The organism is Photobacterium sp. MCCC 1A19761, from assembly GCF_037389125.1.
Taxonomy (GTDB): Bacteria; Pseudomonadota; Gammaproteobacteria; order Enterobacterales; family Vibrionaceae; genus Photobacterium.
Window position 1 is genome coordinate 18,706 of record NZ_JAZGTF010000021.1, and the last position, 26,395, is coordinate 45,100.

At 54.9% G+C, this 26,395-nt stretch carries 20 protein-coding genes and 1 tRNA gene; 12 read left to right on the plus strand and 9 right to left on the minus strand.

What is annotated here, in order from left to right; all coding sequences use genetic code 11:
• Positions 1-43: 43 nt before the first annotated feature.
• Together VV869_RS17365 and VV869_RS17370 are read right to left on the minus strand one after the other, a co-directional pair.
• Positions 44-1,378, minus strand: a complete 1,335-nt coding sequence (locus tag VV869_RS17365; protein ID WP_337736180.1) for a PTS sugar transporter subunit IIC — start codon at positions 1,376-1,378, stop codon at positions 44-46.
• A 119-nt stretch (positions 1,379-1,497) separates the two neighbouring features.
• A complete protein-coding gene (locus tag VV869_RS17370) occupies positions 1,498-1,806 on the minus strand; it encodes a PTS sugar transporter subunit IIB (protein WP_337736181.1) in 309 nt (102 codons plus the stop codon).
• Positions 1,807-2,219: 413 nt separating this feature from the next.
• Between VV869_RS17370 and VV869_RS17375 the strand changes: the two genes are divergently transcribed.
• Positions 2,220-3,512, plus strand: coding sequence for a carbohydrate-binding protein (locus VV869_RS17375; protein ID WP_337736182.1), 1,293 nt, complete (start codon positions 2,220-2,222; stop codon positions 3,510-3,512).
• A 223-nt stretch (positions 3,513-3,735) separates the two neighbouring features.
• On the opposite strand, the gene VV869_RS17380 is transcribed toward VV869_RS17375, so the two are convergent.
• Together VV869_RS17380 and VV869_RS17385 are read right to left on the minus strand one after the other, a co-directional pair.
• Positions 3,736-3,820 (minus strand) — tRNA-Leu (locus tag VV869_RS17380).
• A gap of 180 nt (positions 3,821-4,000) precedes the next feature.
• Positions 4,001-5,734 (minus strand): AMP-binding protein, encoded by a 1,734-nt coding sequence (locus VV869_RS17385; protein WP_337736183.1) that lies wholly within the window; start codon positions 5,732-5,734, stop codon positions 4,001-4,003.
• A gap of 420 nt (positions 5,735-6,154) precedes the next feature.
• Between VV869_RS17385 and VV869_RS17390 the strand changes: the two genes are divergently transcribed.
• Complete coding sequence (locus VV869_RS17390) at positions 6,155-6,649, plus strand: RDD family protein (protein WP_337736184.1); 495 nt, start codon at positions 6,155-6,157, stop codon at positions 6,647-6,649.
• A gap of 73 nt (positions 6,650-6,722) precedes the next feature.
• Here VV869_RS17390 and lptG read toward each other — a convergent pair whose 3' ends face one another.
• Positions 6,723-7,793 carry an LPS export ABC transporter permease LptG gene (gene lptG, locus VV869_RS17395; protein ID WP_337736185.1) on the minus strand — a complete coding sequence of 357 codons (1,071 nt, stop codon included), beginning with the start codon at positions 7,791-7,793 and terminating at the stop codon, positions 6,723-6,725.
• The gene (gene lptF / locus VV869_RS17400; protein ID WP_337736186.1) at positions 7,793-8,893 is read right to left on the minus strand and encodes an LPS export ABC transporter permease LptF; all 1,101 of its coding nucleotides are present in this window, start codon (positions 8,891-8,893) and stop codon (positions 7,793-7,795) included. Before lptF ends, lptG begins: the two co-directional genes overlap by 1 nt.
• A gap of 193 nt (positions 8,894-9,086) precedes the next feature.
• Between lptF and pepA the strand changes: the two genes are divergently transcribed.
• The 4 genes from pepA to VV869_RS17420 all read left to right on the plus strand — a co-directional run bounded on the left by pepA (position 9,087) and on the right by VV869_RS17420 (position 14,720).
• Positions 9,087-10,595, plus strand: a complete 1,509-nt coding sequence (gene pepA, locus VV869_RS17405) for a leucyl aminopeptidase (protein WP_337736187.1) — start codon at positions 9,087-9,089, stop codon at positions 10,593-10,595.
• A gap of 50 nt (positions 10,596-10,645) precedes the next feature.
• Entirely contained in the window at positions 10,646-11,098 is a 453-nt protein-coding gene (locus VV869_RS17410; RefSeq protein WP_337736188.1) for a DNA polymerase III subunit chi, read from the plus strand.
• A 28-nt stretch (positions 11,099-11,126) separates the two neighbouring features.
• On the plus strand, positions 11,127-13,988 hold the full coding sequence (locus tag VV869_RS17415) for a valine--tRNA ligase (protein ID WP_337736189.1): 2,862 nt from the start codon (positions 11,127-11,129) through the stop codon (positions 13,986-13,988).
• Between the two features lie 330 nt (positions 13,989-14,318).
• Complete coding sequence (locus VV869_RS17420; protein ID WP_337736190.1) at positions 14,319-14,720, plus strand: DUF2061 domain-containing protein; 402 nt, start codon at positions 14,319-14,321, stop codon at positions 14,718-14,720.
• Between the two features lie 99 nt (positions 14,721-14,819).
• On the opposite strand, the gene VV869_RS17425 is transcribed toward VV869_RS17420, so the two are convergent.
• Together VV869_RS17425 and VV869_RS17430 are read right to left on the minus strand one after the other, a co-directional pair.
• Positions 14,820-15,833 (minus strand): M48 family metallopeptidase, encoded by a 1,014-nt coding sequence (locus VV869_RS17425; RefSeq protein ID WP_337736191.1) that lies wholly within the window; start codon positions 15,831-15,833, stop codon positions 14,820-14,822.
• Positions 15,830-16,975, minus strand: coding sequence for a YjgN family protein (locus VV869_RS17430; RefSeq protein WP_337736192.1), 1,146 nt, complete (start codon positions 16,973-16,975; stop codon positions 15,830-15,832). The genes VV869_RS17425 and VV869_RS17430 overlap by 4 nt, the downstream gene beginning before the upstream one ends.
• A gap of 241 nt (positions 16,976-17,216) precedes the next feature.
• Here VV869_RS17430 and VV869_RS17435 point away from each other — a divergent pair, with 241 nt between their 5' ends.
• Positions 17,217-18,122, plus strand: coding sequence for a bifunctional helix-turn-helix transcriptional regulator/GNAT family N-acetyltransferase (locus VV869_RS17435; protein ID WP_337736193.1), 906 nt, complete (start codon positions 17,217-17,219; stop codon positions 18,120-18,122).
• 80 nt (positions 18,123-18,202) lie between these two features.
• On the opposite strand, the gene rraB is transcribed toward VV869_RS17435, so the two are convergent.
• On the minus strand, positions 18,203-18,601 hold the full coding sequence (gene rraB, locus VV869_RS17440) for a ribonuclease E inhibitor RraB (protein WP_337736194.1): 399 nt from the start codon (positions 18,599-18,601) through the stop codon (positions 18,203-18,205).
• Positions 18,602-19,485: 884 nt separating this feature from the next.
• On the opposite strand from rraB, the gene VV869_RS17445 reads away from it, so the two are divergent.
• The 5 genes from VV869_RS17445 (at position 19,486) to pyrB (ending at position 26,384) form a co-directional block, all read left to right on the plus strand.
• Positions 19,486-20,931, plus strand: coding sequence for a YfcC family protein (locus tag VV869_RS17445; protein WP_337736195.1), 1,446 nt, complete (start codon positions 19,486-19,488; stop codon positions 20,929-20,931).
• A 698-nt stretch (positions 20,932-21,629) separates the two neighbouring features.
• Positions 21,630-22,850 carry an arginine deiminase gene (gene arcA / locus VV869_RS17450; protein WP_337736196.1) on the plus strand — a complete coding sequence of 407 codons (1,221 nt, stop codon included), beginning with the start codon at positions 21,630-21,632 and terminating at the stop codon, positions 22,848-22,850.
• 145 nt (positions 22,851-22,995) lie between these two features.
• Positions 22,996-23,907, plus strand: a complete 912-nt coding sequence (gene arcC, locus VV869_RS17455; RefSeq protein WP_337736197.1) for a carbamate kinase — start codon at positions 22,996-22,998, stop codon at positions 23,905-23,907.
• Between the two features lie 121 nt (positions 23,908-24,028).
• Positions 24,029-25,033: an ornithine carbamoyltransferase gene (locus VV869_RS17460; protein ID WP_337736198.1), complete on the plus strand. Its 1,005-nt coding sequence runs from the start codon at positions 24,029-24,031 to the stop codon at positions 25,031-25,033.
• 421 nt (positions 25,034-25,454) lie between these two features.
• Complete coding sequence (pyrB, locus tag VV869_RS17465) at positions 25,455-26,384, plus strand: aspartate carbamoyltransferase (RefSeq protein WP_261600994.1); 930 nt, start codon at positions 25,455-25,457, stop codon at positions 26,382-26,384.
• The last annotated feature ends 11 nt before the right edge of the window (positions 26,385-26,395 follow it).

The window sequence follows — 26,395 nt, forward strand, 5'->3', positions numbered from 1 at the left end:
GGCTAAAATGGGGCTACGGATGAACCCGTAGCCCAAAACTAAATTATGCGGTTGCCGGCGTACCTTCCGCGGCATCCTGTTGCTCTTGCTCTGCAGCAACTTTCTTCTCATCTTCAAGCAATTGTTTTTCGAACATCTTGAAGAATGGTAGGTAAATCAGCAGGTCAATAATGAGCAGGCCAACAACCAGTAACACAGGGGCAAATGTCCAACCTGTACCCCAAGAGGCACCGATGATCGCAGGTGTCGTCCATGGTGTTGTAGCAACACCCATACCAACAAAGCCCATCTTCACGGCGGTGAATGCAATGACTGCGTTGACGATCGGAGCGAATACGAAAGGAACAAATAGCATTGGGTTCATCACGATTGGCGCACCAAAAATAATTGGCTCGTTAATCTGGAAGAAACCAGGCACTGCACTCATTCGACCCAGGCTACGTAGATGAACAGAACGACTGAACACCATCAGAATCGCCAGGGCTAAGGTTGCACCCGAACCACCAATGAAGATGTAGAAATCCCAGAATGGCTGAGTAAAGATATTTGGAATCGGCTCACCCGCAACGAAGGCCGCAGTGTTCGCACCAATGTTAGTCAGGAAGATTGGTGACAGCAGACCAACAACGATCGCGGCACCGTGAATCCCTGCAAACCAGAGTAACTGTGACAACAATAGTGCACCGATGATTGCCGGTAGAGTATTAGACGCAGAGACAAGCGGTCTGAACAGATCCATCACCACATCAGGGATCAGCATGCCAGACTGGCTTTGGACGAACAGGCTGAGTGGGTACAGCGTCATGAAGATAATTAAAACCGGGATCAACATCTCGAAACAACGCGCAATCGCAGGGGGTACCTGCTCTGGCATTTTAATCGTGATATTGTGTTTTTGCAGGAAGCGAACCAGTTCAACAGCAAAGAAAGCACTCAATACCGCAGTAAAAATCCCGGTTCCGCCCATGTGGTTCGCTGGTAAGGCACCATCCGTCACAGGCGCACAAATCAGAAGGAAACTCATCAGCGACAAACAGGCACACGTAATGCCGTCCATCATATAGGCACGTGCTAAACTATAAGCCACCCCCAGGGACACAAAGATCGTCATAATGCCCATTGACATATTGTAAGGCATCATGATGGCGTCAAAGTTTTCTGTGGCAAAGTCTAACCAAGCGCGGCCAAAGGCATTCGTTGTATCTTCCGCAAACGGCGGAAAAGCAAATATCAGAATAAAACTACCGACAATAATAAATGGCATTGCGGTAATAAAACCATCACGCATAGCACGCACATGTATTTGAGAACCCACCTTCGCCGCCATAGGGGCGACTTTGGTTTCTACGACATGCATTAACTTATCGTAAAGCTTCATAATCATTAATCCTTTGATTTAAAGATAAAGAACCCCGCCCCGCATTGAGTAATGCAGAGTCAAAATAAATCTGTCCTTAAATTTAATTGAGCCGAATATGATTCGGCTCAAGGCATGGGTTACTTATTCATGAGCGACAAGGCCTGATCGAGCACCTCTTCTCCCTTCATCATGCCGTAAGCCATCGGTGAAATGGCATCCACTTGTTTCCCATGCAGGCTCGCGGTTTTTCGCAAGTCTTCAAGCTGGAAGCGGACCTGAGGCCCGAGCAAGCATACATCATACTGCTGAATTTTCTCTTCAAACGTCGCCACCGGATGGGCTTCAATCTGGCATTCCATCCCACGCGCTTCCGCGGCTTTCACCATTTTCTGCACCAACATACTGGTCGACATACCGGCACTACAACACAAAAGAATCTTTTTCATCCCACTCTCCACTTTTTAATTATTCCGCTTTTTTAGCGACGTAAAAATTGTAACCAAATTAGAGAGAAGTAAAAAGCGCAACCGGTTGCATTAACGTGAAGAAGTTCTCAAATCACAAAATAATTAATATTTCAAAAAAGAATAGGTGCACGAAAAACACAGAGTTCAAAAGAACTGAATTAGCAAGAAATCCGAAAACTTAAATCAAAAAATGCGAAGTGAATCCAAACAATTTTGCAAATGAAATTTTCAATTTAAATACATTGTTTTATAACGCGCATATCAATTATACCGCTGTAGATCTCCCTCATCCCTTCTTGAGCTAATGATAGACAACAGTGGATATCCACTTCGACTCGGATACCGTCTCCACACCAAAATGTTGAACCCTCTATCCAAATAGGAATATAGCCATGAAGAAAACTTTACTTTCTGTTTTATGCTCAGGCACCTTGCTTGCTGCTGCCATGTCAGCGCAAGCGGCCCCGAAAGGCACCATCTATCTGACCTTTGACGATGGCCCGGTCAATGCCACCATTCCAATGGTGAAGGTCATGAATGATGCCGGCGTGAAGGGGACCTTCTATATTAATGCCTGGCACCTGGACGGTATTGGTGATGAGAATGAAGACCAGGCATTAGAAGCCCTGAAGTACCTGCTGGATACCGGCCATGTTGTCGCCAACCACAGTTATGATCACATGGTCCATAACTGCCTGGGTGAAAACGGCGAGAATACCGCTGCCGCATGTAACGTAACCGGGAACCACCAAATCGACTCCTATCAGGATCCGGTCTATGACGCCTCCATGTTTGATAAAAACCTGACTGTCATCGAGTCCTATATTCCAAGTGTTCATTCTTACCCGAATTACAAGGGTGACAGCCTGGCGCGTCTGCCATACACCAATGGCTGGCGCGTTGCGAAGAACTTCAAAGGAGATGGCTTGTGCGCAACTTCTGACGATCTGAAACCTTGGGAGCCGGGCTATGTTTGTGATCCGGCAAACCCATCTGACAGTGTCAAAGCCTCCATCCAGGTAGCAGATATCCTGACCAACAAGAATTATCAATTGCATGGCTGGGATGTAGACTGGGCACCGGAGAACTGGGGGATCCCAATGCCGGCCAACAGTCTGACCGAAGCAGACGTCTTCCTGGGTTATGTTGATGCCGCCATCAACGCCTGTGCGCCAACCACCATCGAGCCGATCAACTCGAAGACCCAAACTTTCCCGTGCGGTACCTCCCTGCATGCCGACAAGGTGATCGTCCTGACCCACGATTTCCTGTTTGAAGATGGCAAGCGGGGCATGGGCGCGACCCAAAACCTGCCGAAACTGGCGAAGTTTATTAAGATCGCAAAAGAAGCGGGCTATGTCTTCGATACCATTGACAACTATTCACCACAATGGACTGTCGGGACCGCCTATGCTGAAGGGGATTACGTCCGTCACGATGACATCCTGTACAAAGCCGTCACCGCGCATACAGCGCAGGCCGACTGGGCACCGTCATCAGCTTCCAGCCTGTGGGTGAACAGCATGCCTGCAATCGTCTGGCGTACCAATGTCAGCTATGAAGTCGGTGATGTCGTCACCTATAAAGGTGAGCGCTACAGTGTCGAATCTGCACATATTTCGCAAGCGACCTGGACGCCAGATACAGAGCCGACATTGTTTACCAAACTCCCGGCGATGTTCTAACCCGACTGAACAACGTGGGAGCCACGTCGCTCCCACGGGATGACGTCAACATGAAAAGAGGAAGCCGCCCTGGCTTCCTCTTCGTGATACTGAATTTCCCATTTGCGAAAAAAACCATCTCCGACCGGGATCATCACGCCAGTATTCCAATCCCCAGGCCGGGTTTCCGGGCCGCAGAAACAACAAAGCCCCGACCGAAGTCGAGGCTTTATTATATAAGATATGGTGCCCGAGGACGGACTTGAACCGTCACTCCCGAAGGAAACGGATTTTGAATCCGTCGTGTATACCAATTTCACCACTCGGGCAGGTGCTGGCCATTATACGGATACGGGGTTGATATACAATCATTTTTATCACGCCTGGCGACAATTCGCTGTCGAGTGATGAAAGTTTATCCAACTTGGCATTCCCATCCCATCAAGTGTTGCAAAAGCAAGCCCCGGCGACTTGCCGGGGCGATGGGCAATAGATGGATGAGAACCCGATCAGGTCGCTGCCTGAGCCGTGGCGGCTTGCTCCTGCCGTTCCTGCTCAATTTCCAGATCCCGCATTTTGAACTTCTGCAGCTTACCGGTGACCGTCATTGGAAAATGTTCGACAAACCGGATCACTTTGGGAATTTTAAAGTGGGCCAGTTCATCCTGACAGAACGCCTGCAACTCCTCGGCACTCATCTCTTCCCCGGGGTGTAGTTGAACCCAGGCCACCACTTCTTCCCCATAGAACGGCTGCGGAACCCCGAACACGGCTACCTGCTGAATTTTCTCATTGGAATACAGGAACTCTTCAATTTCCCGCGGATAAATATTTTCACCGCCGCGAATAATCATTTCTTTAATGCGTCCGGTGATCCGCACATATCCGTCTTCATCCATAACGCCAAGATCCCCGGAATGCAGCCAGCCTTGCGGGTCGATCGCTTCCCGGGTCGCCTCCTCATTGCCATAGTATCCCCGCATCAGGTTATAACCGCGAAAACAGATTTCCCCCGGTTGTCCCAACGGCACTGTCGCCCCCGTTTCAATGTTGACAACTTTCACTTCCTGGTGCGGCAGATTCTTACCCACCGTTTCAGTGCGGCGCTCCAGTGAATCATCAATCTCGGTTAAATGGCTCAGCGGCGCCGCTTCCGTCTGGCCATAGCCGATCAGGATCTCCCGGCAGTTTAACTCTTCCATCACCCGCAGCATCAATGCCGGCGGGCAGGTCGCCCCGGCCATGATCCCGGTCCGTAATGAACTGACATCAAAGTGCTTGAACTCAGGATGATCCAACTCGGCAATAAACATGGTCGGTACCCCGTGCAAGGCGGTACATTTTTCCTGATCAACGGCTTTCAGCACGGAAAGCGGATGGAAGTGTTCGGCCGGGATCACGATGCAGGCCCCGACCGACAAACATAGCAGGTTCGCCAGTACCATACCGAAGCAGTGATAAAACGGCACCGGCACACATAAGCGATCATGTTCGGTAAAGTGCATCGCCTGCGCCGAGAAGTAGGCATCGTTGAGGATATTCAAATGACTGAGCACCACGGCTTTGGGAAACCCGGTCGTGCCCGAGGTGTACTGAATATTGATGGGATCGTCGCAATCGAGGGCATCGCTCACCGCATCCAGCTGGGCATCTGAAATGCTGCGCCCGGCTTCGATCACATCCCCCCACACCGCAAATCCCGGTGCCGGTCGCTCCGTTTGCATCGGTTGCTGCGGATCATAGACCACCACATGGCGCAAGAAAGGAAACTCCGCATGCACCGGCGGAGAAGCCAAATCAAAGGTGTCCCGTTGCAGCGCCGGTAATAACTCGGTCAGAATGTCGAGATAACTGCTGTCCCGGAACGACGGGATCACAAACATCCCCTGAACTTCAGAGCATTGCAGCGCATAGGCCAGCTCTCGTTTGCGGTACGCCGGATTGATGTTGACCAACACAATCCCGACTCGGGCTGTGGCCATTTGCAACAGGATCCACTCCAGATTATTGGTCGACCAGACTCCGACCCGATCCCCTTTGCTAAATCCGGCGGCCAGCAGCCCCTTCGCCAGCAGATCAATTTCATCGGCCAGTTCACGGTAGGTGAGGCGACGCTGTTGTGGTATCGCCACTACGGCCTCCTGATCCGGAAATGCCTCGGCAATTTCAGCAAATTGCTGCGAAATTGTTTTTCCAAGCAACGGCTGGGTGCCGCCTCGATGAAAATAACTCTTAGCTGCCATATGATCTCCCTATTCCCTTTATTGGTAGGCACATTGTCAGAGTGTTCCTGTGCGAAGACTGCATCACCAAGGGCTGCTCTCCCCTCAGTGTTTAATGCGGTGCAACTGATCAGGCCTGATTCTGCGCGATACCTTTCCCCGCCCCCAGCCATCGGATGGAATATGGACGGTGGCAGAGCCACGGAAAAACAGCAGGCATTCGCAAAGCCGTATAGAGAACATAGCCAGCTTCTCGGCGACCGGGCGGACAACTCCGGCGGGGAATTCCGAAAATACGAACTGGATAGCAAAGCCATTATTTTCACAGGAAAATTAAAGAAAACCAGCTACCTCTCATTTCCCACGGCCCGGCCATTTCCCGGCCCAGGAGAAATTGCTACACTGCGCCCAGCCTCATGTGATTAACTTTTGGACACTCCCGTGAAAAAGACCAAACAACAGGACGTTTCTTCTGCCAAAGTCTATCCCGGCCTGCTGCGCCGCTTAGGTGCCTGGCTCTATGATCTGCTCGTCGTGGCAGCCATTCTGATGCTGGCCGGCGGTGTGGCCACAGCGCTGGTCGCCACCCTGCTCCACTTGGGTGTGATCAGCCTCGGCCCGTACGAAGATGCCAGCGCCTATATGAGCCAGCATCCGATCGTCAGCGTGATTTATTCGATTTACCTGGCTGTGGTGATCGCCGGATTTTATGCTTTTTTCTGGTGCCGCGGCGGCCAGACGCTGGGGATGCGCGCCTGGAAACTCCGGGTACAAAACAAAGACGGCTCAAATATTCGCCTGACCCAAGCGCTCATCCGCATGGCCACGTCTGCCTTTGGTTTAGGCAATCTGTGGGCCCCGTTCAACCAAGAGAAACAATCGCTGCAGGATCTGATGGCCAACAGCGAAATGATTGTCCTGCCCAAGCCTAATTAATACTGTGGGCAACCCATAAAGAAAAAGGAGCTCGAAAGCTCCTTTTTTGTATCCGTGCGCTGTTAGGGGGCGGTTACAACTTACGCCGCAGTAAATACAGGGTGATAAACAGAAAAACCAGACTCGGTCCCAACGCGCCGACAATCGGGTGCAGGCGATAGACAATACTGAGCGGGCCGAACACTTCGTTGGAAATATAGAACGCAAACCCGAAGATCACTCCGGACAGGACCCGAGCCCCCATGGTCACCGAGCGCAACGGCCCGAATACAAAGGACAGTGCCAGCAGCATCATCACGGCAATCGACACCGGCTGCAGCGCCTTGCGCCAGAAAGCCAGCTCATAGCGCGACGCATCCTGCTGCGATTCCTTCAGATACGACACATAGTTATACACCCCGGACAACGCCAGCTCTTCCGGCTTCACGGTCACCACCGCCAGCTTGTCCGGCGTCAGCGTGGTCTGCCAGGCCAGGGTTGGATATTCCTGGTTCGACTGCTGGATGTCATCAATATCAGTCACCGTGGCATCTTCCAGCATCCAGCCCTGCACCGCATCATAAGAGGCACTGCGGGCAAACACGGTCTGCGCCAGTTTATCCTGCTCATCAAACTGCCAGACATTGATCGCATCGAGCTGGTTTTGTTCATGGACCCGGCCGATATAGATAAAGTCATTGCCGTCTTTGGCCCACACCCCGCGTTGTACCGACAGCATGTTCCCGCCGGACGTCCACAGCGCCCGCAGCTCACGCGCAGCCTTCTGTGCTTCCGGCGCGCCCCACTGGCCCAGCAGGGTCACAATCAACATCAGGGGGACCGCCGTCTTCAGTACCGACAGCCCGATATCCAGTTTGGAAAAACCGGCCGCCTGCATCACCACCAGCTCCGAGCTGGAGGCCAGAGCGCCCAGGCCAATCAAGGCGCCCAGTAGCACCGCCATCGGGAAGAACATCTCAATATCACGCGGCACGCTCAGCAATACGAACGCCAGCGCTTTCCACAAGTCGTAGGTGCCTTCCCCGACCTTACGCAGCTGCTCGACATATTTAATGATCGCCGACAGTCCCACCAAAGTCGACAGCGTCAGGCTGGTGGTTGCGATAATCGTTCGGCCAATGTACCAGTCCAGAATCTTAAACATCAGCCGCGTCTCCGTAATTTTTCTCTCAGCTGCCGCACCGGTAACGTATCCCAGGTATTGAGGGCCACCGCAATCAACAGGATGGCGAGGTTGATCCCCCACAACCCGATTTCCGACGGCAGCGCACCGTCTTCAACGCTGGACTTGGCAGCACTGATCGCCAGGAAATAGGCCAGGTACAGCAATACGGCCGGCACCAGCTTGGCAAAACGACCCTGACGCGGATTCACCGCCGACAGCGGCACCACGACCATGGTCAGCAACGGAATACAGAGCACCAGCGACATCCGCCACTGGAACTCGGCCTTCGCCGCCAGCTCCGGACGCTGCATCAATTCCAGCGTCGGCAGCGCATCCCAGTCACGGCTCTTTTCGCGCACGGCCCGCTGGCCGATCAACGCCTGATAGCCGTCAAATTCAGTGATGGCATAGTCGAGCCGGGTCGGGATCCCTTCATAACGGGTCCCCTCCTGCAGATCCAGCACCTGGCGGCCATCGGCCAGCTCGCTGACATAGCCCCGTTCAGAGACCAGCACGCTCGGGCGCAACGCATCTCGGGCTGTCAGCTGCGCCACAAAGACATTGTGCAGCTTGGTGCCACCATCGGTAATGTCATCGACAAAGACCACCCCTTTCCCGTCCGGCGCGGCCTGAAATTGCCCCTTCACCAGCAAATCGAGACCGGAGTCGGCTTCCACCTGCTCCATCACCCGGGTCTCCTGCTCTGCACTCCACGGTGCCAGCCACAGGGCATTGAAGCCGGCAACCGAGCCGGTAATCACCGCCAGCCACAACGCGGCGCGGATCAGGAATTTATTGCCGATCCCGGTGGCATTCATCACCGTGATTTCACTCTCGGCATACAGGCGGCCGAAGGTCAGCAGAATCCCGATATACAAACTCAGCGGCAGCATCAGCAATGCCATCGACGGCATGTACAGACCCATCAGGGTCAGGATCAGCTCTGTGGGGATCGACCCTTCGGTGGCCGAGGCCAGCACTCGAATAAATTTTTGGCTGATAAAGACAAGAAAGAGCACCAAAAGAACCGCAAATTGGCTCTTTAATGTCTCACGTGTCAAATACCGAACAATAATCACGCGTTATACACCCATAGAAAACTTGTTTTTTTGCTGGAATCACTATAGTTTTTCGGTTAAGTAGTTATTTTTTAATCTTTCGGCTAATCGTTAGCCTGCACTTTGATCCTATACCGAAATCACGGTCCAACAAGTAAGTGCGGCATTATCTAACATTTAGCTTTAATTGTCTTTATAGGATGTAGGAGTACGCATGGAGTTCAGTGTAAAAAGTGGTAGCCCGGAGAAACAGCGCAGTGCCTGTATCGTCGTCGGCGTCTTCGAACCACGCCGCCTCTCTCCAATTGCTGAGCAACTTGATAAAATCAGTGACGGCTATATCAGCTCGCTACTGCGCCGTGGCGACCTGGAAGGTAAGCCGGGCCAAATGCTGCTGCTTCACCATGTACCCAATGTATTATCTGAGCGTGTATTACTGGTTGGTTGTGGGAAAGAGCGTGAACTGGACGAACGCCAGTACAAGCAGATCATCAAGAAGACTATCAGCACCCTCAACGAAACCGGCTCAATGGAAGCGGTGTGTTTCCTGACCGAGCTGCACGTGAAAGGCCGCGATACCTACTGGAAAGTCCGCCAAGCCGTTGAAACCACCAAAGACAGCCTGTACACCTTCAACCAATTCAAGAGCAGCAAGCCGGAAACCCGCCGTCCGCTGCGCAAGCTGGTATTCAATGTGCCGACCCGTCGTGAGCTGTCACTGGGCGAGCGTGCGATCTCGCACGGCCTGGCCGTGGCCTCCGGGGTGAAAGCCGGGAAAGATCTGGGCAACATGCCGCCAAACGTGGCCAACCCGGCTTACCTGGCCTCCCAGGCCCGCCGCCTGGCCGACGATTTCGAAACCGTCAGCACCAAAATCATCGGCGAGCAGGAGATGCAAGCGCTGGGCATGACCTCTTACCTGGCTGTCGGTCAGGGCTCGAAAAACGAAGCCATGATGTCAGTCATTGAGTACAAAGGCAGCCCGGATCCGGACGCGAAACCTGTGGTTCTGATCGGGAAGGGCCTGACCTTCGACTCCGGCGGTATCTCCATCAAGCCGTCCGCCAACATGGATGAGATGAAATACGACATGTGCGGCGCGGCGACTGTATTCGGTGCCATGAAGTCACTGGCCAAGCTGAACCTGCCGATCAACGTTGTCGGCATCCTGGCCGGTTGTGAAAACATGCCAGGTGGCAATGCCTACCGTCCGGGCGATATCCTGACCACCATGTCCGGCCAGACGGTCGAAGTCCTGAACACCGACGCCGAAGGCCGCCTGGTGCTGTGTGACGCGCTGACCTATGCCGAACGCTTCGAACCTGACTGCGTCGTTGACGTCGCCACCCTGACCGGTGCCTGCGTGGTGGCGCTGGGCAACCACATCAGCGGCCTGATCGCCAACCACAACCCACTGGCGCACGAGCTGATCAACGCCTCTGAGCAAGCCGGTGACCGTGCATGGCGCCTGCCGATGAGCGATGAGTACCAGGATCAGCTGGCGAGCCCGTTTGCCGATATGGCGAACCTGGGGACGCCGGGTGCCGGCACCATCACCGCCGGTTGTTTCCTGTCCCGCTTTACGAAAAAGTACAACTGGGCGCACCTGGATATTGCCGGAACAGCCTGGAAAGGCGGGAAAGAGAAAGGCGCGACGGGCCGTCCGGTCCCGCTGCTGGTCCAGTTCCTGCTTAACCGTGCCGGCCAGGATAACGTCGAATAAGATGACACCCAGGGGCCGATACGGCCCCTTTCTTTTTGAGAGCAACCGCGATGACTCATGCTACTTTTTATATAATCGATGACAGCCAAACCGCAGCCGATCGCGACTATCCGCTGCATTTTGCCTGCCATCAGGCAGCATTGAGTTATCAACAGGGGCACAAGGTTTACCTGCTGGCCGCCTCTAAAGCGCAGGCCGAGCAAATCGATGAGTATCTGTGGCAGCAAGAGCCGGATAACTTCGTCCCGCATAACCTGGTGGGTGAAGGCCCGCGCGGCGGATCGCCGGTAGAAATCGGCTGGCCGGGGTTACGCCACAGCGGACGAAGGAGCGTGCTGATAAATTTGAGTCAGGATGCACCAAATTTTGCTGTTACCTTCTCACAAGTGATAGACTTCGTTCCTTGCGATGAAAAACTCAAGCAGCAGGCCCGCGAACGCTATAAGGCCTACCGGCTTGCCGGTATTCAGCTTCAGACCGCCGCTGCCCCTGAGACGCCCTAATTCCCATATAGATCCTTCTAAGAGCGCTATGGAAAAGACATACAACCCACAATCAATTGAAAAAGCGCTGTATCAGCGCTGGGAAGAGGCTGGCTACTTCAAGCCTCACGGTGATACGACTAAAGATGCCTACAGCATCATGATCCCACCGCCAAACGTCACGGGCAGCCTGCACATGGGCCACGCGTTCCAGGATACCATCATGGATACCCTGATCCGCTGTGAGCGTATGAAAGGCAAAAACACCCTGTGGCAGGTCGGTACCGACCACGCCGGTATCGCCACCCAAATGGTTGTGGAGCGTAAAATTGCCGCCGAAGAAGGCAAAACCAAGCACGACTACGGCCGTGATGCCTTCATCGACAAAATCTGGGAATGGAAAGGCGAGTCTGGTGGCACCATCACCAAACAGCTGCGTCGCCTGGGTGCCTCGGTCGATTGGGATCGCGAGCGCTTCACCATGGATGACGGCCTGTCGAACGCCGTTCAGGAAGTTTTCGTACGCCTGTACGAAGAAGACCTGATCTACCGCGGCAAGCGTCTGGTGAACTGGGATCCGAAACTGCACACCGCGATTTCCGATCTGGAAGTTGAGAACAAAGACAAGAAAGGCCACATGTGGCACTTCCGCTATCCGCTGGCCGACGGCGTGAAAACCGCGGAAGGCAAAGACTACATCGTGGTTGCGACAACGCGTCCGGAAACCATGCTGGGCGATACCGGCGTGGCCGTGAACCCGGAAGATCCGCGCTATAAAGATCTGATCGGCAAAGAAATCATCCTGCCAATCGTCGATCGTCGCATCCCGATCGTGGGTGACGAGCACGCGGACATGGATAAAGGCACCGGCTGTGTGAAAATCACCCCGGCGCACGATTTCAACGACTACGAAGTCGGTAAGCGCCACAGCCTGCCGATGATCAACATCCTGACTCTGGATGCCAACATTCGCGATACCGCGGAAGTCTTCACCACCAATGGTGAGCCAAGCGATGCCTACAGCGCAGCGCTGCCGGCCAATTACCACGGCATGGAGCGTTTTGCCGCGCGTAAAGCCATCGTGGCAGAGTTTGATACGCTGGGCCTGTTGGACGAAATTAAAGATCACGACCTGACCGTGCCTTACGGCGACCGTGGCGGTGTGGTGATCGAGCCGATGCTGACCGATCAGTGGTACGTCCGCACAGCGCCGCTGGCGAAGCCTGCAGTTGAAGCGGTCGAGAACGGCGACATCCAGTTCGTACCGAAGCAGTATGAAAACATGTACTTCGCGTGGATGCGTGACGTGCAAGACTGGTGTATTTCCCGTCAGCTGTGGTGGGGCCACCGGATCCCGGCCTGGTACGATAACGACGGCAACGTCTACGTGGGTCGCACCGAAGAAGAAGTCCGTGAGCAAAACAACCTGGCACCGGTTGTGGTGCTGCGTCAGGACGATGACGTGCTGGATACCTGGTTCTCGTCTGCACTGTGGACCTTCGGCACCCAAGGCTGGCCGGAAGACACCGAAGCCCTGAAAACCTTCCATCCGTCGGATGTGCTGGTTTCTGGTTTCGACATCATCTTCTTCTGGGTTGCGCGCATGATCATGATGACGCTGCACTTCGTGAAAGATGAAAACGGCAAACCTCAGGTACCGTTTAAGACCGTTTACATGACCGGTCTGATCCGTGATGAAAACGGCGACAAAATGTCGAAATCCAAGGGTAACGTTCTTGACCCAATCGACATGATCGACGGCATCGATCTGGAATCACTGGTCGAAAAACGCACTGGCAACATGATGCAGCCGCAGCTGGCCGCGAAGATCGAGAAGAACACCCGTCAGACTTTCGAGAACGGCATCGAACCTTATGGCACCGACGCCCTGCGTTTCACGCTGGCAGCCATGGCTTCGACCGGTCGTGACATCAACTGGGACATGAAGCGCCTGGAAGGTTACCGTAACTTCTGTAACAAGCTGTGGAACGCCAGCCGCTACGTGCTGATGAACACCGAAGATCAGGATTGCGGCTTCGCCGAAGGCGCCGAGCTGGAATACTCACTGGCAGACCAGTGGATCGAATCTCAGTTCGAGCTGGCCGCGAAAGATTTCAATGCCCACATTGAAAACTTCCGTCTGGATATGGCGGCGAACACCATCTATGAGTTCATCTGGAACCAGTTCTGTGACTGGTACCTGGAGCTGACCAAGCCGGTCCTGTGGAAAGGCAGCGAAGCACAGCAACGTGCGACCCGCCGTACTCTGATCACCGTGCTGGAGAAGACCCTGCGTCTGGCCCACCCGGTGATCCCGTACATCACTGAAACCATCTGGCAGAGCGTCAAGCCGCTGGTCGATGGTGTTGAGGGTGACACCATTATGCTGCAGGCGCTGCCGCAGTACGACGAAGCCAACTTCAATGCCGAGGCTCTGGCTGACATTGAGTGGGTGAAGAGCTTCATCACCAGCATCCGTAACCTGCGTGCCGAGTACGACATCGCGCCGAGCAAGCCGCTGGATGTGATGATGAAAGCCACAGACGAAAAAGACGCGGCGCGTCTGGAAGCCAACAAGGCCGTACTGGTGTCTCTGGCGAAGCTGGAAGACATCCGCGTGCTGGCCGCCGGCGAAGAGACCCCGGCCTGTGCCACTGCGCTGGTTGGCAAGTCTGAGCTGATGATCCCGATGGCCGGTCTGATTGACAAAGACGCTGAGCTTGACCGCCTGGCGAAAGAAATCCAGAAGACCGAAGGCGAGATCAAACGCATCGAAGGGAAACTGGGCAATGAAGGTTTCGTTGCCAAAGCGCCGGAAGCCGTTGTTGCCAAAGAGCGTGAGAAGCTGGACGGCTACAAAGAAACACTGGTGAAACTGGCAGAGCAGCAGGCGACCATCGCGGCGCTGTAAGCTCTCTCGGACTGACCCGCCGGTTCGCAGGCGGGTCTTACCAAACCGATCAAGGCTGACGAGGATTCGTCAGCCTTTTCTTTATGTCGGCTCCGCTGCTGAGATGTTCAGTCCCGCTTCTGCATCCTGGTCGCCATTCCATCACGGCCAGTCCCTCACAGCCATGCCTTCACTGCGATTCCCTCACTGCGATGCCTTCACGGCCATTCCCTGACTGTGATTCCTCCACAAACAAAAGATAGCTTTAAACTATCAATTTAATAGTAACAATCAAATTTAACTATTGATAATCATTCGCAATACTCAGGGTATCCAAACGAGGAAGCCGTGATGAAAAAGACCCTGAGTTTTGCCGCGATTCATTTTACTGTTGCATTGAGTGCCGCCTACCTACTGACCGGCGATCTCATTCTCGGCAGCCTGATGGCAATGATCGAGCCGATGGTCAACACCGTTGCCTTCTACTTTCACGAAAAAGTCTGGCAATGGGCGCCGCTGAAACGCTCACAGTTCAGCAACCCGGGGCGTAAAACCCTCAGCTTCGCCGCGGTTCACTTCAGTGTCGCCTTCACCGTAGTCTACCTGCTGACCGGTGATGTGCTGATCGGCAGCCTGATGGCGATGATCGAACCAGCTATCAATACCCTAGCCTACTACGCCCATGAGCGTCTGTGGCAGCGCCGGGAAGCCCGGCAAGTCCACCTATTCAATAGCTTGGCCTGCCATCACTAGCTCAGTGATGCCTCGCCCATCCCCAAAAAAATAAAAGGCCGGCCTGCAATTCACGGGCCGGCCTTATCCGGCATCATCGTTGCGCCGCTGGTAACAGTGCTATTGCGCCTCAGCAGCCGCAGCAATCGCTTCAAGGCGGTGCTGCATGCCAGGATGAGTACTGAGCCATTCCGGACCATCCTTCCCTGCTGTCGCCGCTTCCAGACGCTCAAACATCTGCTGCATCGGCATCACGCTGCCATACACACGCTGCATCTGCGCCAGCGCATAGGCATCAGCCTCGGCCTCATCCGCCCGCGAATAGCCCTGAGTCAGGATAAACACCCCGCCGCCCAGAAAGTTATCCGCCAGTCCGGTACTTTCACCCGTCATCAGCGCCACAGCGGTGGAGATCAGTGCCGAGCGCACCAGAGAGGTCATCACATGCTGGTATTCCAGATGGCCCAGCTCATGCAGCAAAATACTGTTGAGTTGTGCCGGCGTCTCTGCCAGTTCCACCAGCGAGTCCATCACCACAATCGTCCCGTCGCTCAGCGCCAGCGCATTCGGTCCGGCCTCCCAGCGCCGGAGCTGCAACCGGGGCAGCACCGGGGTCGGCGGCACCTGTGCCACCAGCCTGACAAACTGCTGGTGCAGCTCATGCTGGCGTGCCTCACTGAGCGCCGTCGGCTGGAGCAGATGTTCATCCAGCGCCGCCAGCGTCTGCTCCCCGACATGGGCAGCCACCTCTTCCGGCAGCAGGTGGACCAGAGCACGGCTCAGTCCCGGCAGGCCATGGCTGAACATCAACACCATCAACAAGGCCACGGTCAGTACACTGCCGCCGATGGCCAGCCAATGTCGCTCCCACCAATGCAGCCGGGTGCCGCGCCGGGCCCCTTTCAGAGCCGCAGCCAGCGCCTGGCTGTCCTGTGGAATAAACTGGTGCCCGTCAGGGAACGTCAGGGTCAGCGGCAACCGGCCGAGCGAAGGCGTCATGTTGACCCGGGAGATGGGCCAATCCCAACTCCCGGCATCGCAGCACAGACGGATCTGCTGCTGCGGCAACAGCGTCAGCTCGGCATCAAGCTTGCTGGCACTGTTCGGCGGATGGCAAAAGCCGCGCCAACTCATCCGATCCCGACGCCAAGATCAAAGGCATTCGCCACTTCATCGGCAATTGCAGCACCTTGTGCCATCTCTTCGCCTTCCGCCTGCAACAGCGCCAGATCGCCGATGACAGAAGTCACCCCGGCCAGGTAACGCGCGGTTCTCACTTTGACCCAAGGCCGGGCCAGACCCAGCGTGACGATCAACAACAGAACGTTGCTCAGGATCAGACCAACCAACCCGGCCACGGTCATCCGCGACGCCAGCTGATACGCAGGCTCCCCCTCAATGGTCACCTGGCCGAACAGGTAATTGCGGATCCGGGCCCGGATAAAGCCATTGACGATCATTGCTGCCAGCGCCATCAGGCCATAGATGACAAAAATCATCACCTGCCACTGCGACATCCCGCCATCCAGCGCTTCCGGATCCTGGAACGTCGCCAGGGAATTGATCCCGAAGGCCAGCGAAGTGATCAGCAACAGCACCGCAGTCATCCCGACCCAGAGCAATCCGGCCAGCAAGTAGGTCTTGATATACGCCTTGAGTTCAACTTCGGCGCGGAACTCCCGGTTGCCGTAGCGGTAGCCGTTCAGATAGTAGGCCGCAATCTGTGACGCCACCCAGGCATAAATCACAAAGGCCAGCACGAAGGTCAGCAGGAACAGCAATCCGCCGATCACCGGGCTGTTCACCACCACCGAGAAAGAAAGGAAGAGTGCCCCGCCCACCAGCAGGTAACACAGGATCGGCCAGCCCAGGAACACCCCATACGCGGCTTTCAGCGTCCCGGCGAAATTGAAGCGCACATTGCGGTAGCTGGTCATGCGGGCATCAAAGCGCGCATTGTTGCGCAGCAGCCAGGGCATCAGGACAAACCCCACCAACATCAGCACCATCGCGACCGGCGGGAAGAACTGGCTGGCGACCATCCAGATCAGGACACAGATCATCGCAATGATCCGCCCGATCAAAATCTGTTTTGGGGTGGCGTGATAATCAAACCGATCGCCGGCCAACTCGGTGTTGCCGTAAAAATATTGATTCGTACGAACGGTTGCCCAGGCTGAATAAATCCCGAGCGTGACCACCGACAGCAATACATTGACGATCCAGATGCCAAAGAACTCTTTGCCCTGGCCGTGAAACCTAACCTGATTTTCCATTCTTATGATCTCTACCTGTGAACAAAAAAGATTGGATACCGCCCAATTCGGTACCAATCTAACCGGCAGAAATTATCACACAACGAGCGCAACAATGCTCATATTGATATTGGAAAATACAGGGATAAGAGTCACTTGCGTACGCAGATCACCAAGAGTGCCCTGAGGTCGCTTGATCTGATTGCGGCACACAACTAAAATAAGTTGCAAATCACAACCAAATGATCCCATGAGGTACTGAATGGACGCAAACACTCTGAGACAACTCTCCCGCCAGCTGGTCCGTCAGTTGGGCATGCTGGACGGCCAGTGCGGCAATATGGCCTTAACGCCGGTCCAGGCCCACACCCTGATCGAGCTGGCCAACCAACCCGCCACGGTCAACGAAATGGCCACCCGGCTGCAAGTGGATAAATCGAACGCCAGTCGCAATCTGGCAGTCCTGCTCAACCAGCAATGGGCCGAAACCCGGCCTAACCCGCAAGACGGACGCAGCCAGATCTACCAGTTGACGCCGCAGGGCGCGCAGCAGCTTGAGCAACTGCACGGCGTACTTAATCGCCAGGTGGATGCATGGCTGACGCAAATGGATACCGATGAAGTGGCGCAGCTGGGCCGGAGCCTGGCACGTTACAGCAAATCAATTCAGGCAGCGGCGAAACAGGCCGGCTATCAGATCCGCCCCATCACCGCGCTGGACAATGCCGCAGTGGCAGCGGTCATTCGCCGGGTCTCGGCGGAATACGGCCTGACCGCCGACAAGGGATATGGGGTCGCCGATCCCACCTTAGATCAAATGAGCGACGTTTATCAGGGCGACGGCTGTGCTTACTGGGTGATCGAGCATCAACATCGGATCCTCGGTGGCGGCGGCATTGCCCCGCTGGCCGGGGAAGCGACGCTGTGTGAGCTGCAAAAAATGTACTTCCTGCCCGAGCTGCGCGGCCGGGGGCTGGCCCGCAAGCTGGCGGTCCAGGCCCTGCGTTTTGCCCGGACACAAGGCTATCGCGGCTGCTATCTGGAAACCACCGCCAATCTGAGCGAAGCCATCGCGCTCTATGAATCCCTTGGCTTTGTCCGGATCCCGCAAGCGCTGGGCAACACCGGCCATGACGCCTGTGAAGTGCGGATGCTGAAAACGTTCTAGGCCGCCAGCGCTGAGCCGCGCGATCAAAAAAAGCTGGCCTGGGCCAGCTTTTTGACATTCAGAGATGATCGCCCGGAAGCTTACTCGTCGTCGTCTTCCGCGTCTTCATCTTCTTCGCCCGACTCGAAGTAAGTCCCCCAGCCATCGTAATCAATCTCGTATTTTTCAGCCAGTTGGATCAGCTTTTCCGCCTGCTCATCGATCAGCTCCGCATTCAGGGCAGATTCCATCACAGCATCAAAACAAACCACTTTGCCGCCACCGTCTTCCGGGGCCAGCTCCAGCTCTTCGGCTTCCATCACTTCAAAGCCCATTTTGAACGCTTCAGCCGCTGCGGCTTCCAGCTCTTCAAACGTATCGGCTGAAAAATGGTGCTCAATAGAATACAGGGCATCCGGATCACTGCCATCTTCCAGCAGGGCCGCAATAATATCGCGGGTTTCTTCCTTCTGCTCTTCAATCAATTCAGCATAAGTCATGGGTTCACTCCAGCTAGGCATAAAAATTTCCGCAAATATGGCACGGATTGCCGCCAATTACCATGCTGACAGGCAAATTTGATATGTATCAAACAAAGACCGGATTTTCCGCCTCCGGCATCGGGCCGCCAAACTGCATAATATTCCCGGCGACCATTTTCCCGTCCGGCGTGCTCCCCCATCTTTACCCATCAAAACGGCATAGCCAGATCCCAGCGCATCACCGATCGGGGCGCATCGTCTACCCCGGTAGCATTCAACACCCGGGCCGGTTGCATAAAACCAACCTCAACACTCATTCCCAAACAGCATAATCAAGCACAACGGCCCTCAAAATACCCTCACCGTCGCAATCGGGGATTCTTTGGTAGCATTCGCCCGGCAAAAAAGTGTGAAGCCCTCCAAAGTTAAACCCGATCAGTCGGCTTAAAATCATCGCAGATAACAAAAAAATCAGACTCGCCGTTCAGCGGTGAGCAGTGAAACAAAAGAGAGATACGATCATGCGAAAATTCCATTCAGGCCCCGGACGCCGAAGGCGCTCCTTACCGCGCCGTCTCCGCTGCGCACTGACACCGACCTCGACCAGCCCGCTCAATTGCCAGGGCGACAACCTGGCAGCATCGCGGCGCAGCGAACGGCTCCCGTCAGCGTAGAGACGCGACTTCAACCGCAACCATCCGTCTCGGCTTACGCTCAGCCCCATCGCTGAAGCCGCCACCGGATCCCTTGCCTGACCCGCACCGGGCGCAGGCAAACCGCACCCCCAATCTGTACTGGGCCAAACCCGCTTTGGCATCCAGAGAGCACTGTCATGCCGGTCAACGGGCCGGCGCACAACAGAACCAGAGGTGTGCCGCGGCACACCCGGTAAGGAGATGACAATGACGACGCAAACCGTACACAAAGAAGAAAAAGGCGGCTTCTTTGCCAACTTCAAGTTCCCCTCCGCCTACACCATTCTGTTCGCCCTGATTGCCCTGGTGGCCCTGATGACCTGGATTGTCCCGGCCGGGCAATACGAGCGGGTGATGAACGAAGAGCTGGGCAAACAAGTGCCGGTCACCGGAACCTACCAACCGGTCGACAGTAACCCGCAAGGGGTGGTCGATGTCCTGCTCGCCCCGATTGACGGCTTCTACGACCACAACAGCTACGAAGCCGCCGCCATCGATGTCTCCCTGTTTATCCTGGTGATAGGTGGATTTTTGGGCCTGGTAACCAAAACCGGCGCCATTGATGCCGGGATCGAACGCGTCACCGCCCGCCTCAAAGGCCGGGAAGAGCTGATGATCCCAATCCTGATGGCCTTGTTTGCCGCCGGCGGGACGATCTACGGCATGGCGGAAGAATCCCTGCCCTTCTATACCCTGCTGGTTCCGGTCATGATGGCTGCCCGGTTTGACCCGCTGGTCGCCGCAGCCACGGTCCTGCTGGGCGCCGGGATCGGCACCCTGGGCTCCACCATCAACCCGTTTGCCACGGTGATCGCGGCCAACGCGGCCGGGATCCCGTTCACCGATGGCATTCTGCTGCGCGTCGCCATCCTCGCCATCGGCTGGCTGATCTGCGTCTGGTACGTGATGCGCTACGCCAAAATGGTCCGCGCCGATCAAAGCAAATCCATCGTCTATGACAAGTTCGAAGAAAACCGGACCCATTTCCTCGGTAACCAAAGCGAAGAAATGCTCGAGTTCACTCCCACCCGCAAAGTGATCCTGACCATCTTTGCCGCATCGTTCGGCATCATGATCTACGGGGTGGCCGTGGCTGGCTGGTGGATGGCGGAGATCTCCGGCATGTTCCTCGCGTCCACTATCATCATCGGCCTGATTGCCCGCATGAGTGAGGAAGAATTTACCTCGAGCTTCATCGATGGGGCCCGCGACCTGCTGGGCGTTGCCCTAATCATCGGGATTGCCCGCGGTATCGTGGTGATTATGGACCGGGGGATGATCACCGACACCATCCTGAACTCGGCCGAGCATGCCGTTACCGGCCTCTCCTCGGTGATCTTCATCAATGTGATGTACTGGCTGGAGATCCTGCTGTCCTTCCTGGTGCCCTCTTCATCCGGCCTGGCCGTCCTGACCATGCCGATCATGGCACCCCTGGCTGATTTCGCCGGCGTCGGGCGGGAACTGGTGGTCACGGCGTATCAGTCTGCCTCCGGCATCGTCAACCTGATGACCCCGACCTCCGCAGTCGTCATGGGGGGGCTGGCCATCGCCCGGGTGCCTTATGTCCGCTGGGTTAAATGGGTGGCACCGCTGCTGGGGATCCTCACTATCCTTATCATGGCGATGCTCAGTGTCGGGGCGATGCTCTAACCCTGAATATTAATTTGCTAAAAACCGCCTGCGGGCGGTTTTTTTATGTCCCTTACGCCCTGCCTGAAATATCATGAAACTTTCATATCCAATATAAATGGAATGAAGGAAAACTCACCAAGACCATATTTTCAACCCCAATAAACCATCCTCAACAACATCAACAGCTTGTTATTTTAAAAATAATCAACCATATATCCATGGAATTAAAATCACATTCTCACGCATGTATTAAAACTACAAAAACAATTGATATAAAGTTAAAAGGAAAAATATTTGTTATCAGAAGAGAAATATTCAGCCCGGGTTAATATAGCTAGCTAAAAAAAGTGCATAAGTTCATCCCTCCTATCACTCCTACTTGTGATTTCTGAGTGAATAAATTGCCAGCCACAACAAAGAAAAACATAGAAGTCCAATAAAAACATCATCATGCGAACATCTCCACATTTAAATATTAACGATTCGACCATAAATACCCAGCCATTGAAACTCAATAACACCTGCATAGATAATGTTAATGGAATCTATTTCAAGCCACTTCAAACAATAATTAAACTGTGACCAACCTCTAAGACCCCAAGGTTTGAAAGCGTAGAATGAATGTCAGAAACAAAGCGGAACAATAATAAAAACCGCAAAATAAAACTCCTACAAATAAACCAGTAATCCTGGATAAATAATAGAGAGAGACGATCATGAGTAAATTCTACGTAGGTTCTGAAATTGGTCAATTACGTCGCGTTCTTGTTCATCGTCCGGAACGAGCCCTCACGCATTTAACCCCGTCGAACTGTCATGAATTATTATTTGATGATGTCCTGGCTGTGGAACGTGCCGGCGAAGAACATGATGCCTTTGCCCGAACCCTGCGCGATCAAGGCGTCGAAGTCTTCCTGCTGAGCAATCTGCTGGCTGAAACCCTGGCCGTCCCGGAAGCCAAAGACTGGCTGCTGAGCACACAGGTTTCCGACCTTCGCCTGGGCCCGCGTTTTGCCAATGACGTCCGCTGCTTCCTGGCCGATCTGCCGCATCAGGAACTGGCTTCCATTCTGCTGGGCGGCCTGAGCTATGCAGAGCTTCCAATTCAGTCCTCTTCGATGATGCAAAGCATGTACGATGCACATGACTTCATTATCAAGCCCCTGCCAAATCATTTGTTTACCCGCGACACTTCCTGCTGGGTGTATGGCGGTGTCTCCATTAACCCGATGGCGAAACCAGCCCGCCAGCGCGAAACCAACCACCTGCGGGCCATTTACCGCTGGCACCCAACGTTCGCCGGACAAGACTTCATCAAATACTTCGGCGATGAAGAAAAGAGCTACGACAAATCCACCATCGAAGGCGGCGACGTGCTGGTGATCGGTAAGGGTGCGGTCCTGATTGGGATGTCTGAGCGCACCACCCCGCAAGGCGTCGAGCAACTGGCGTCCAGCCTGTTCAAACACGGCCAGGCCAAGCAAGTCATCGCCATGGAGCTGCCGAAACACCGCTCCTGCATGCACTTAGACACTGTCATGACTCATATGCGGGAAGACACTTTCTCGGTCTACCCGGAAGTGGTGCGCAAAGACGTGAAATGCTGGAGCCTGACCGGTGATGCCAGCGGCGCCGTGAATGTGAAAGAAGAGGGCTACTTCGTCCATGCCATTGAGAAAGCCCTGGGCGTCGGTCAGTTGAATCTGATCACCACCGGCGGTGACAGCTACGAAGCCGAACGCGAGCAGTGGAACGATGCCAACAACGTGCTGACTGTCAAACCGGGCGTGGTCATTGGCTACGAGCGTAACGTCTACACCAACGAGAAATACGACAAGGCCGGTATTACTGTCCTGCCAATCCCGGGGGATGAACTGGGCCGCGGCCGCGGCGGCGCCCGCTGCATGAGTTGCCCAATCGAGCGTGACGGTATTTAAGCGCGGGAGTATTGAAACACATGAGGATTGAAACGTGACAGGCGCCAACCTGACACGTAGTCAACCCAAAAACAGTCAACCCGAAAAAAAGATGGCCGGCACCACGTCTGCCGGCCCTGACCAAACGATGAAGAGAGACGATCCCATGACCAAACAAACCGTCGTTGTCGCCCTCGGTGGGAATGCCCTGCTCCGCCGCGGCGAGCCACTGGAAGCTGATATCCAACGGCAGAATATTGCGACCGCCGCCAAAGCGATTGCCGATATCGCCACCGAATATAATGTCGTACTGGTTCACGGCAATGGTCCGCAAGTCGGCCTGCTGGCCCTGCAAGGACTGGAATACAAGCAGGTGAATCCTTATCCGCTGGATGTACTGGGCTCCGAAACCCAGGGGATGATCGGCTATATGCTGATGCAAGAGCTGAAGAACCTGCTGCCGGATCAGCAAATCTCCTGCATGCTGACCCAGATGAGCGTCGATCCGAACGATCCGGCGTTTGCCAATCCGACCAAGCCGATCGGTCCGGTCTATGACGAAGCCGAAGCCCGGACATTGGCAGAAAAATACCACTGGACCGTGAAACCGGATGGCCCTTACTTCCGCCGCGTGGTGCCGAGCCCGCTGCCAACCGGCATCATCGAAGATGAGGCCATTACCGCACTGATTAACCAAAACCATCTGGTGATCTGCACCGGTGGCGGCGGGATCCCGGTCAAAGCAGAAAACGGCAAGCTGGTCGGGGTGGAGGCGGTGATCGACAAAGACATGTCGGCTGCTTTCCTGGCCAAGCAGCTCGGGGCCGATGCCCTGCTGATCCTGACCGACGCCGATGCCGTCTACCTCGACTGGGGCCAGCCAACCCAGAAAGCACTGCGCAGCACCACCCCGGCTGAACTGGCGCAATACCAGTTCGACGCCGGCTCCATGGGACCGAAAATCGAGGCTTCCTGCGAATTTATTCGCCAGGGCGGCAAGCTGGTCGGCATCGGCTCGCTGGAAGACGGCCTGAATATCCTGAAAGGTGAAGCCGGAACAAATATTATTTCAGAATAACAGAATAGTTATTCACAAAGTCACCCAAATACGTTACACATGACACAGACGCACCGGCCAGGCTTGAGACTGATCGCCATGGCCGGGACAGAGAGATACCGATTATTGAGAGGAATACACCATGGCTTTTAATCTTCGCAACCGTAACTTCCTGAAACTACTCGACTTCACACCACGCGAAATTCAACATCTGCTTGAGCTGTCTGCCGAGCTGAAAAAAGCCAAGTACAACGGGTATGAGCAGCCACGCCTGACCGGCAAGAACATTGCGCTGATCTTTGAAAAAACCTCCACCCGTACCCGCTGCGCATTTGAAGTTGCCGCCTTCGACCAGGGTGCCCAGGTTTCTTACCTTGGCCCATCCGGTTCGCAAATCGGCCACAAAGAATCGATGAAAGACACCGCCCGCGTCTTAGGCCGCATGTATGACGGCATCGAATACCGCGGCTTTGGCCAGGAAATCGTCGAAGAGCTGGGCCAGTACGCTGGCGTGCCGGTCTGGAACGGCCTGACGGATGAATTCCACCCGACCCAGATTCTGGCCGACTTCCTGACCATGCAAGAGCACGGCCGCGGCAAGCAACTGCACGAAATCACCTTCGCCTACCTGGGTGATGCCCGCAACAACATGGGGAACTCCCTGATGGTCGGCGCCGCGAAAATGGGGATGGATATCCGTCTGGTGGCTCCGAAAGCCTTCTGGCCGGAAGACGCTCTGGTCGCGCAGTGCCGCGAGATTGCCGCGCAGACCGGTGCCAAGATCACCCTGACCGAAGATGTGCAGGAAGGCGTGCAAGGCTGTGACTTCCTCTACACCGACGTCTGGGTCTCCATGGGTGAATCGAAAGAAGCCTGGGAGGAGCGGGTGAAACTGATGACCCCGTATCAGGTGAATATGGATGTCATCAAAGCCACCGGCAACCCGCATGTGAAATTCATGCACTGCCTGCCGGCGTTCCACAACGACGAAACCACCGTCGGGAAGGAAATTGCAGAGAAATACGGCATGGCCGGCCTGGAAGTCACCGAAGAGGTGTTTGAGTCTGAGCATTCCATCGTCTTCGATGAGGCCGAAAACCGCATGCACACCATCAAAGCGGTCATGGTGGCAACTCTAGGCAACTAAGCGCCCCGCCACCGTCCATGCACCCGCCGTCCCCCGATCCGGCGGGTGCATTTTTCTTCACACCCCCAAAGAACAAAACCGCGTTAACCACCTGAATATCAAGCCGTTAAGGCCAATTATCATGTGCCTTCCTCCCCCACCAAAATGCATAAATTTCCGCCCGGTGAATAGTTTTGGCAAACGCTTGCGCTCACAAAAAATGGGCGTATAATCCTCCGCAATTTGTCAAAAGGGCACGGAAAAATGAACCACGTTTCGCAGTACAACCTGACGCGAGTCCGCCGAATCTCGGCGCTGGTCCCGTTTTTCTGTTTTTGCCATTTTGAAAAAAGAGCCTCCTGATTTTAGGGGGCTTTTTTTTGTCTGCAGCCAGCATCAGTGCAGAATCGTGTTCAGTAATTAATCATAGGGAATAGCAGCCATGGCGAATACGTTGTTTCAAAAACACATCATCTCCATTCCGGAACTCAGCCGAAGTGAACTTGAACTTATTGTGGAAACCGCAGGGCAACTGAAAGCAACGCCAAATCCAGAGCTGCTGAAAAACAAAGTCGTCGCCAGCTGCTTTTTCGAGCCGTCGACCCGCACCCGCCTGTCTTTCGAAACGGCCATCCAGCGCCTCGGCGGCTCCGTAATCGGCTTTGATAACGGCGGCAACACCTCGCTGGCGAAAAAGGGCGAAACCCTGGCCGACTCGGTTCAGGTCATCTCCTCCTACGTCGACGCCTTTGTCATGCGCCACCCGCAGGAAGGGGCCGCCCGCCTGGCATCCGAGTTTTCCAACGGCGTGCCGGTGATTAACGGCGGTGACGGCGCCAACCAGCACCCGACCCAGACCCTGCTGGACCTGTTCAGCATCTACGAAACTCAGGGCCGCCTGGATAACCTCAACGTTGCCTTTGTCGGCGACCTCAAATACGGCCGCACGGTTCACTCCCTGACCCAGGCACTGTCGAAGTTCAACAACATTAACTTCTTCTTCATCGCCCCGGAAGTACTGGCAATGCCGGACTACATCTGCGAAGAGCTGGACGAAGCCGGGATCAGCTACAGCCTGCACAGCAGCATGGAAGAAGTGATCCCGCAGCTCGATGTGCTGTACATGACCCGGGTCCAGAAAGAGCGTTTCGACGAGTCTGAATACGCCCACATGAAAGCGGCCTATATCCTGACCGCCGACATGCTTCAGGAAGCCCGCGACAACCTGAAAGTGCTGCACCCGCTGCCACGGGTCGATGAAATCACCGTGGATGTCGACAAGACCCCGTATGCCTACTATTTCCAGCAAGCCGAAAACGGCGTGTATGCCCGCCAAGCCCTACTGGCCCTGGTACTGAACGAAGCAATTTAAGCAGGAGATGA

Excerpts from the sequence above, each read along its gene's own strand:
- VV869_RS17375 (WP_337736182.1), top strand. The coding sequence starts at position 2,220 with ATGAAGAAAACTTTACTTTCTGTTTTATGCTCAGGCACCTTGCTTGCT.
- VV869_RS17415 (WP_337736189.1), top strand. The coding sequence starts at position 11,127 with ATGGAAAAGACATACAACCCACAATCAATTGAAAAAGCGCTGTATCAG.
- VV869_RS17420 (WP_337736190.1), top strand. The coding sequence starts at position 14,319 with ATGAAAAAGACCCTGAGTTTTGCCGCGATTCATTTTACTGTTGCATTG.
- arcA (WP_337736196.1), top strand. The coding sequence starts at position 21,630 with ATGAGTAAATTCTACGTAGGTTCTGAAATTGGTCAATTACGTCGCGTT.
- VV869_RS17435 (WP_337736193.1), top strand. The coding sequence starts at position 17,217 with ATGGACGCAAACACTCTGAGACAACTCTCCCGCCAGCTGGTCCGTCAG.
- VV869_RS17430 (WP_337736192.1), bottom strand. The coding sequence starts at position 16,975 with ATGGAAAATCAGGTTAGGTTTCACGGCCAGGGCAAAGAGTTCTTTGGC.
- VV869_RS17385 (WP_337736183.1), bottom strand. The coding sequence starts at position 5,734 with ATGGCAGCTAAGAGTTATTTTCATCGAGGCGGCACCCAGCCGTTGCTT.
- VV869_RS17370 (WP_337736181.1), bottom strand. The coding sequence starts at position 1,806 with ATGAAAAAGATTCTTTTGTGTTGTAGTGCCGGTATGTCGACCAGTATG.
- VV869_RS17365 (WP_337736180.1), bottom strand. The coding sequence starts at position 1,378 with ATGAAGCTTTACGATAAGTTAATGCATGTCGTAGAAACCAAAGTCGCC.
- rraB (WP_337736194.1), bottom strand. The coding sequence starts at position 18,601 with ATGACTTATGCTGAATTGATTGAAGAGCAGAAGGAAGAAACCCGCGAT.
- lptG (WP_337736185.1), bottom strand. The coding sequence starts at position 7,793 with ATGTTTAAGATTCTGGACTGGTACATTGGCCGAACGATTATCGCAACC.
- VV869_RS17410 (WP_337736188.1), top strand. The coding sequence starts at position 10,646 with ATGACTCATGCTACTTTTTATATAATCGATGACAGCCAAACCGCAGCC.
- VV869_RS17425 (WP_337736191.1), bottom strand. The coding sequence starts at position 15,833 with ATGAGTTGGCGCGGCTTTTGCCATCCGCCGAACAGTGCCAGCAAGCTT.
- pyrB (WP_261600994.1), top strand. The coding sequence starts at position 25,455 with ATGGCGAATACGTTGTTTCAAAAACACATCATCTCCATTCCGGAACTC.
- pepA (WP_337736187.1), top strand. The coding sequence starts at position 9,087 with ATGGAGTTCAGTGTAAAAAGTGGTAGCCCGGAGAAACAGCGCAGTGCC.
- arcC (WP_337736197.1), top strand. The coding sequence starts at position 22,996 with ATGACCAAACAAACCGTCGTTGTCGCCCTCGGTGGGAATGCCCTGCTC.
- VV869_RS17445 (WP_337736195.1), top strand. The coding sequence starts at position 19,486 with ATGACGACGCAAACCGTACACAAAGAAGAAAAAGGCGGCTTCTTTGCC.
- VV869_RS17460 (WP_337736198.1), top strand. The coding sequence starts at position 24,029 with ATGGCTTTTAATCTTCGCAACCGTAACTTCCTGAAACTACTCGACTTC.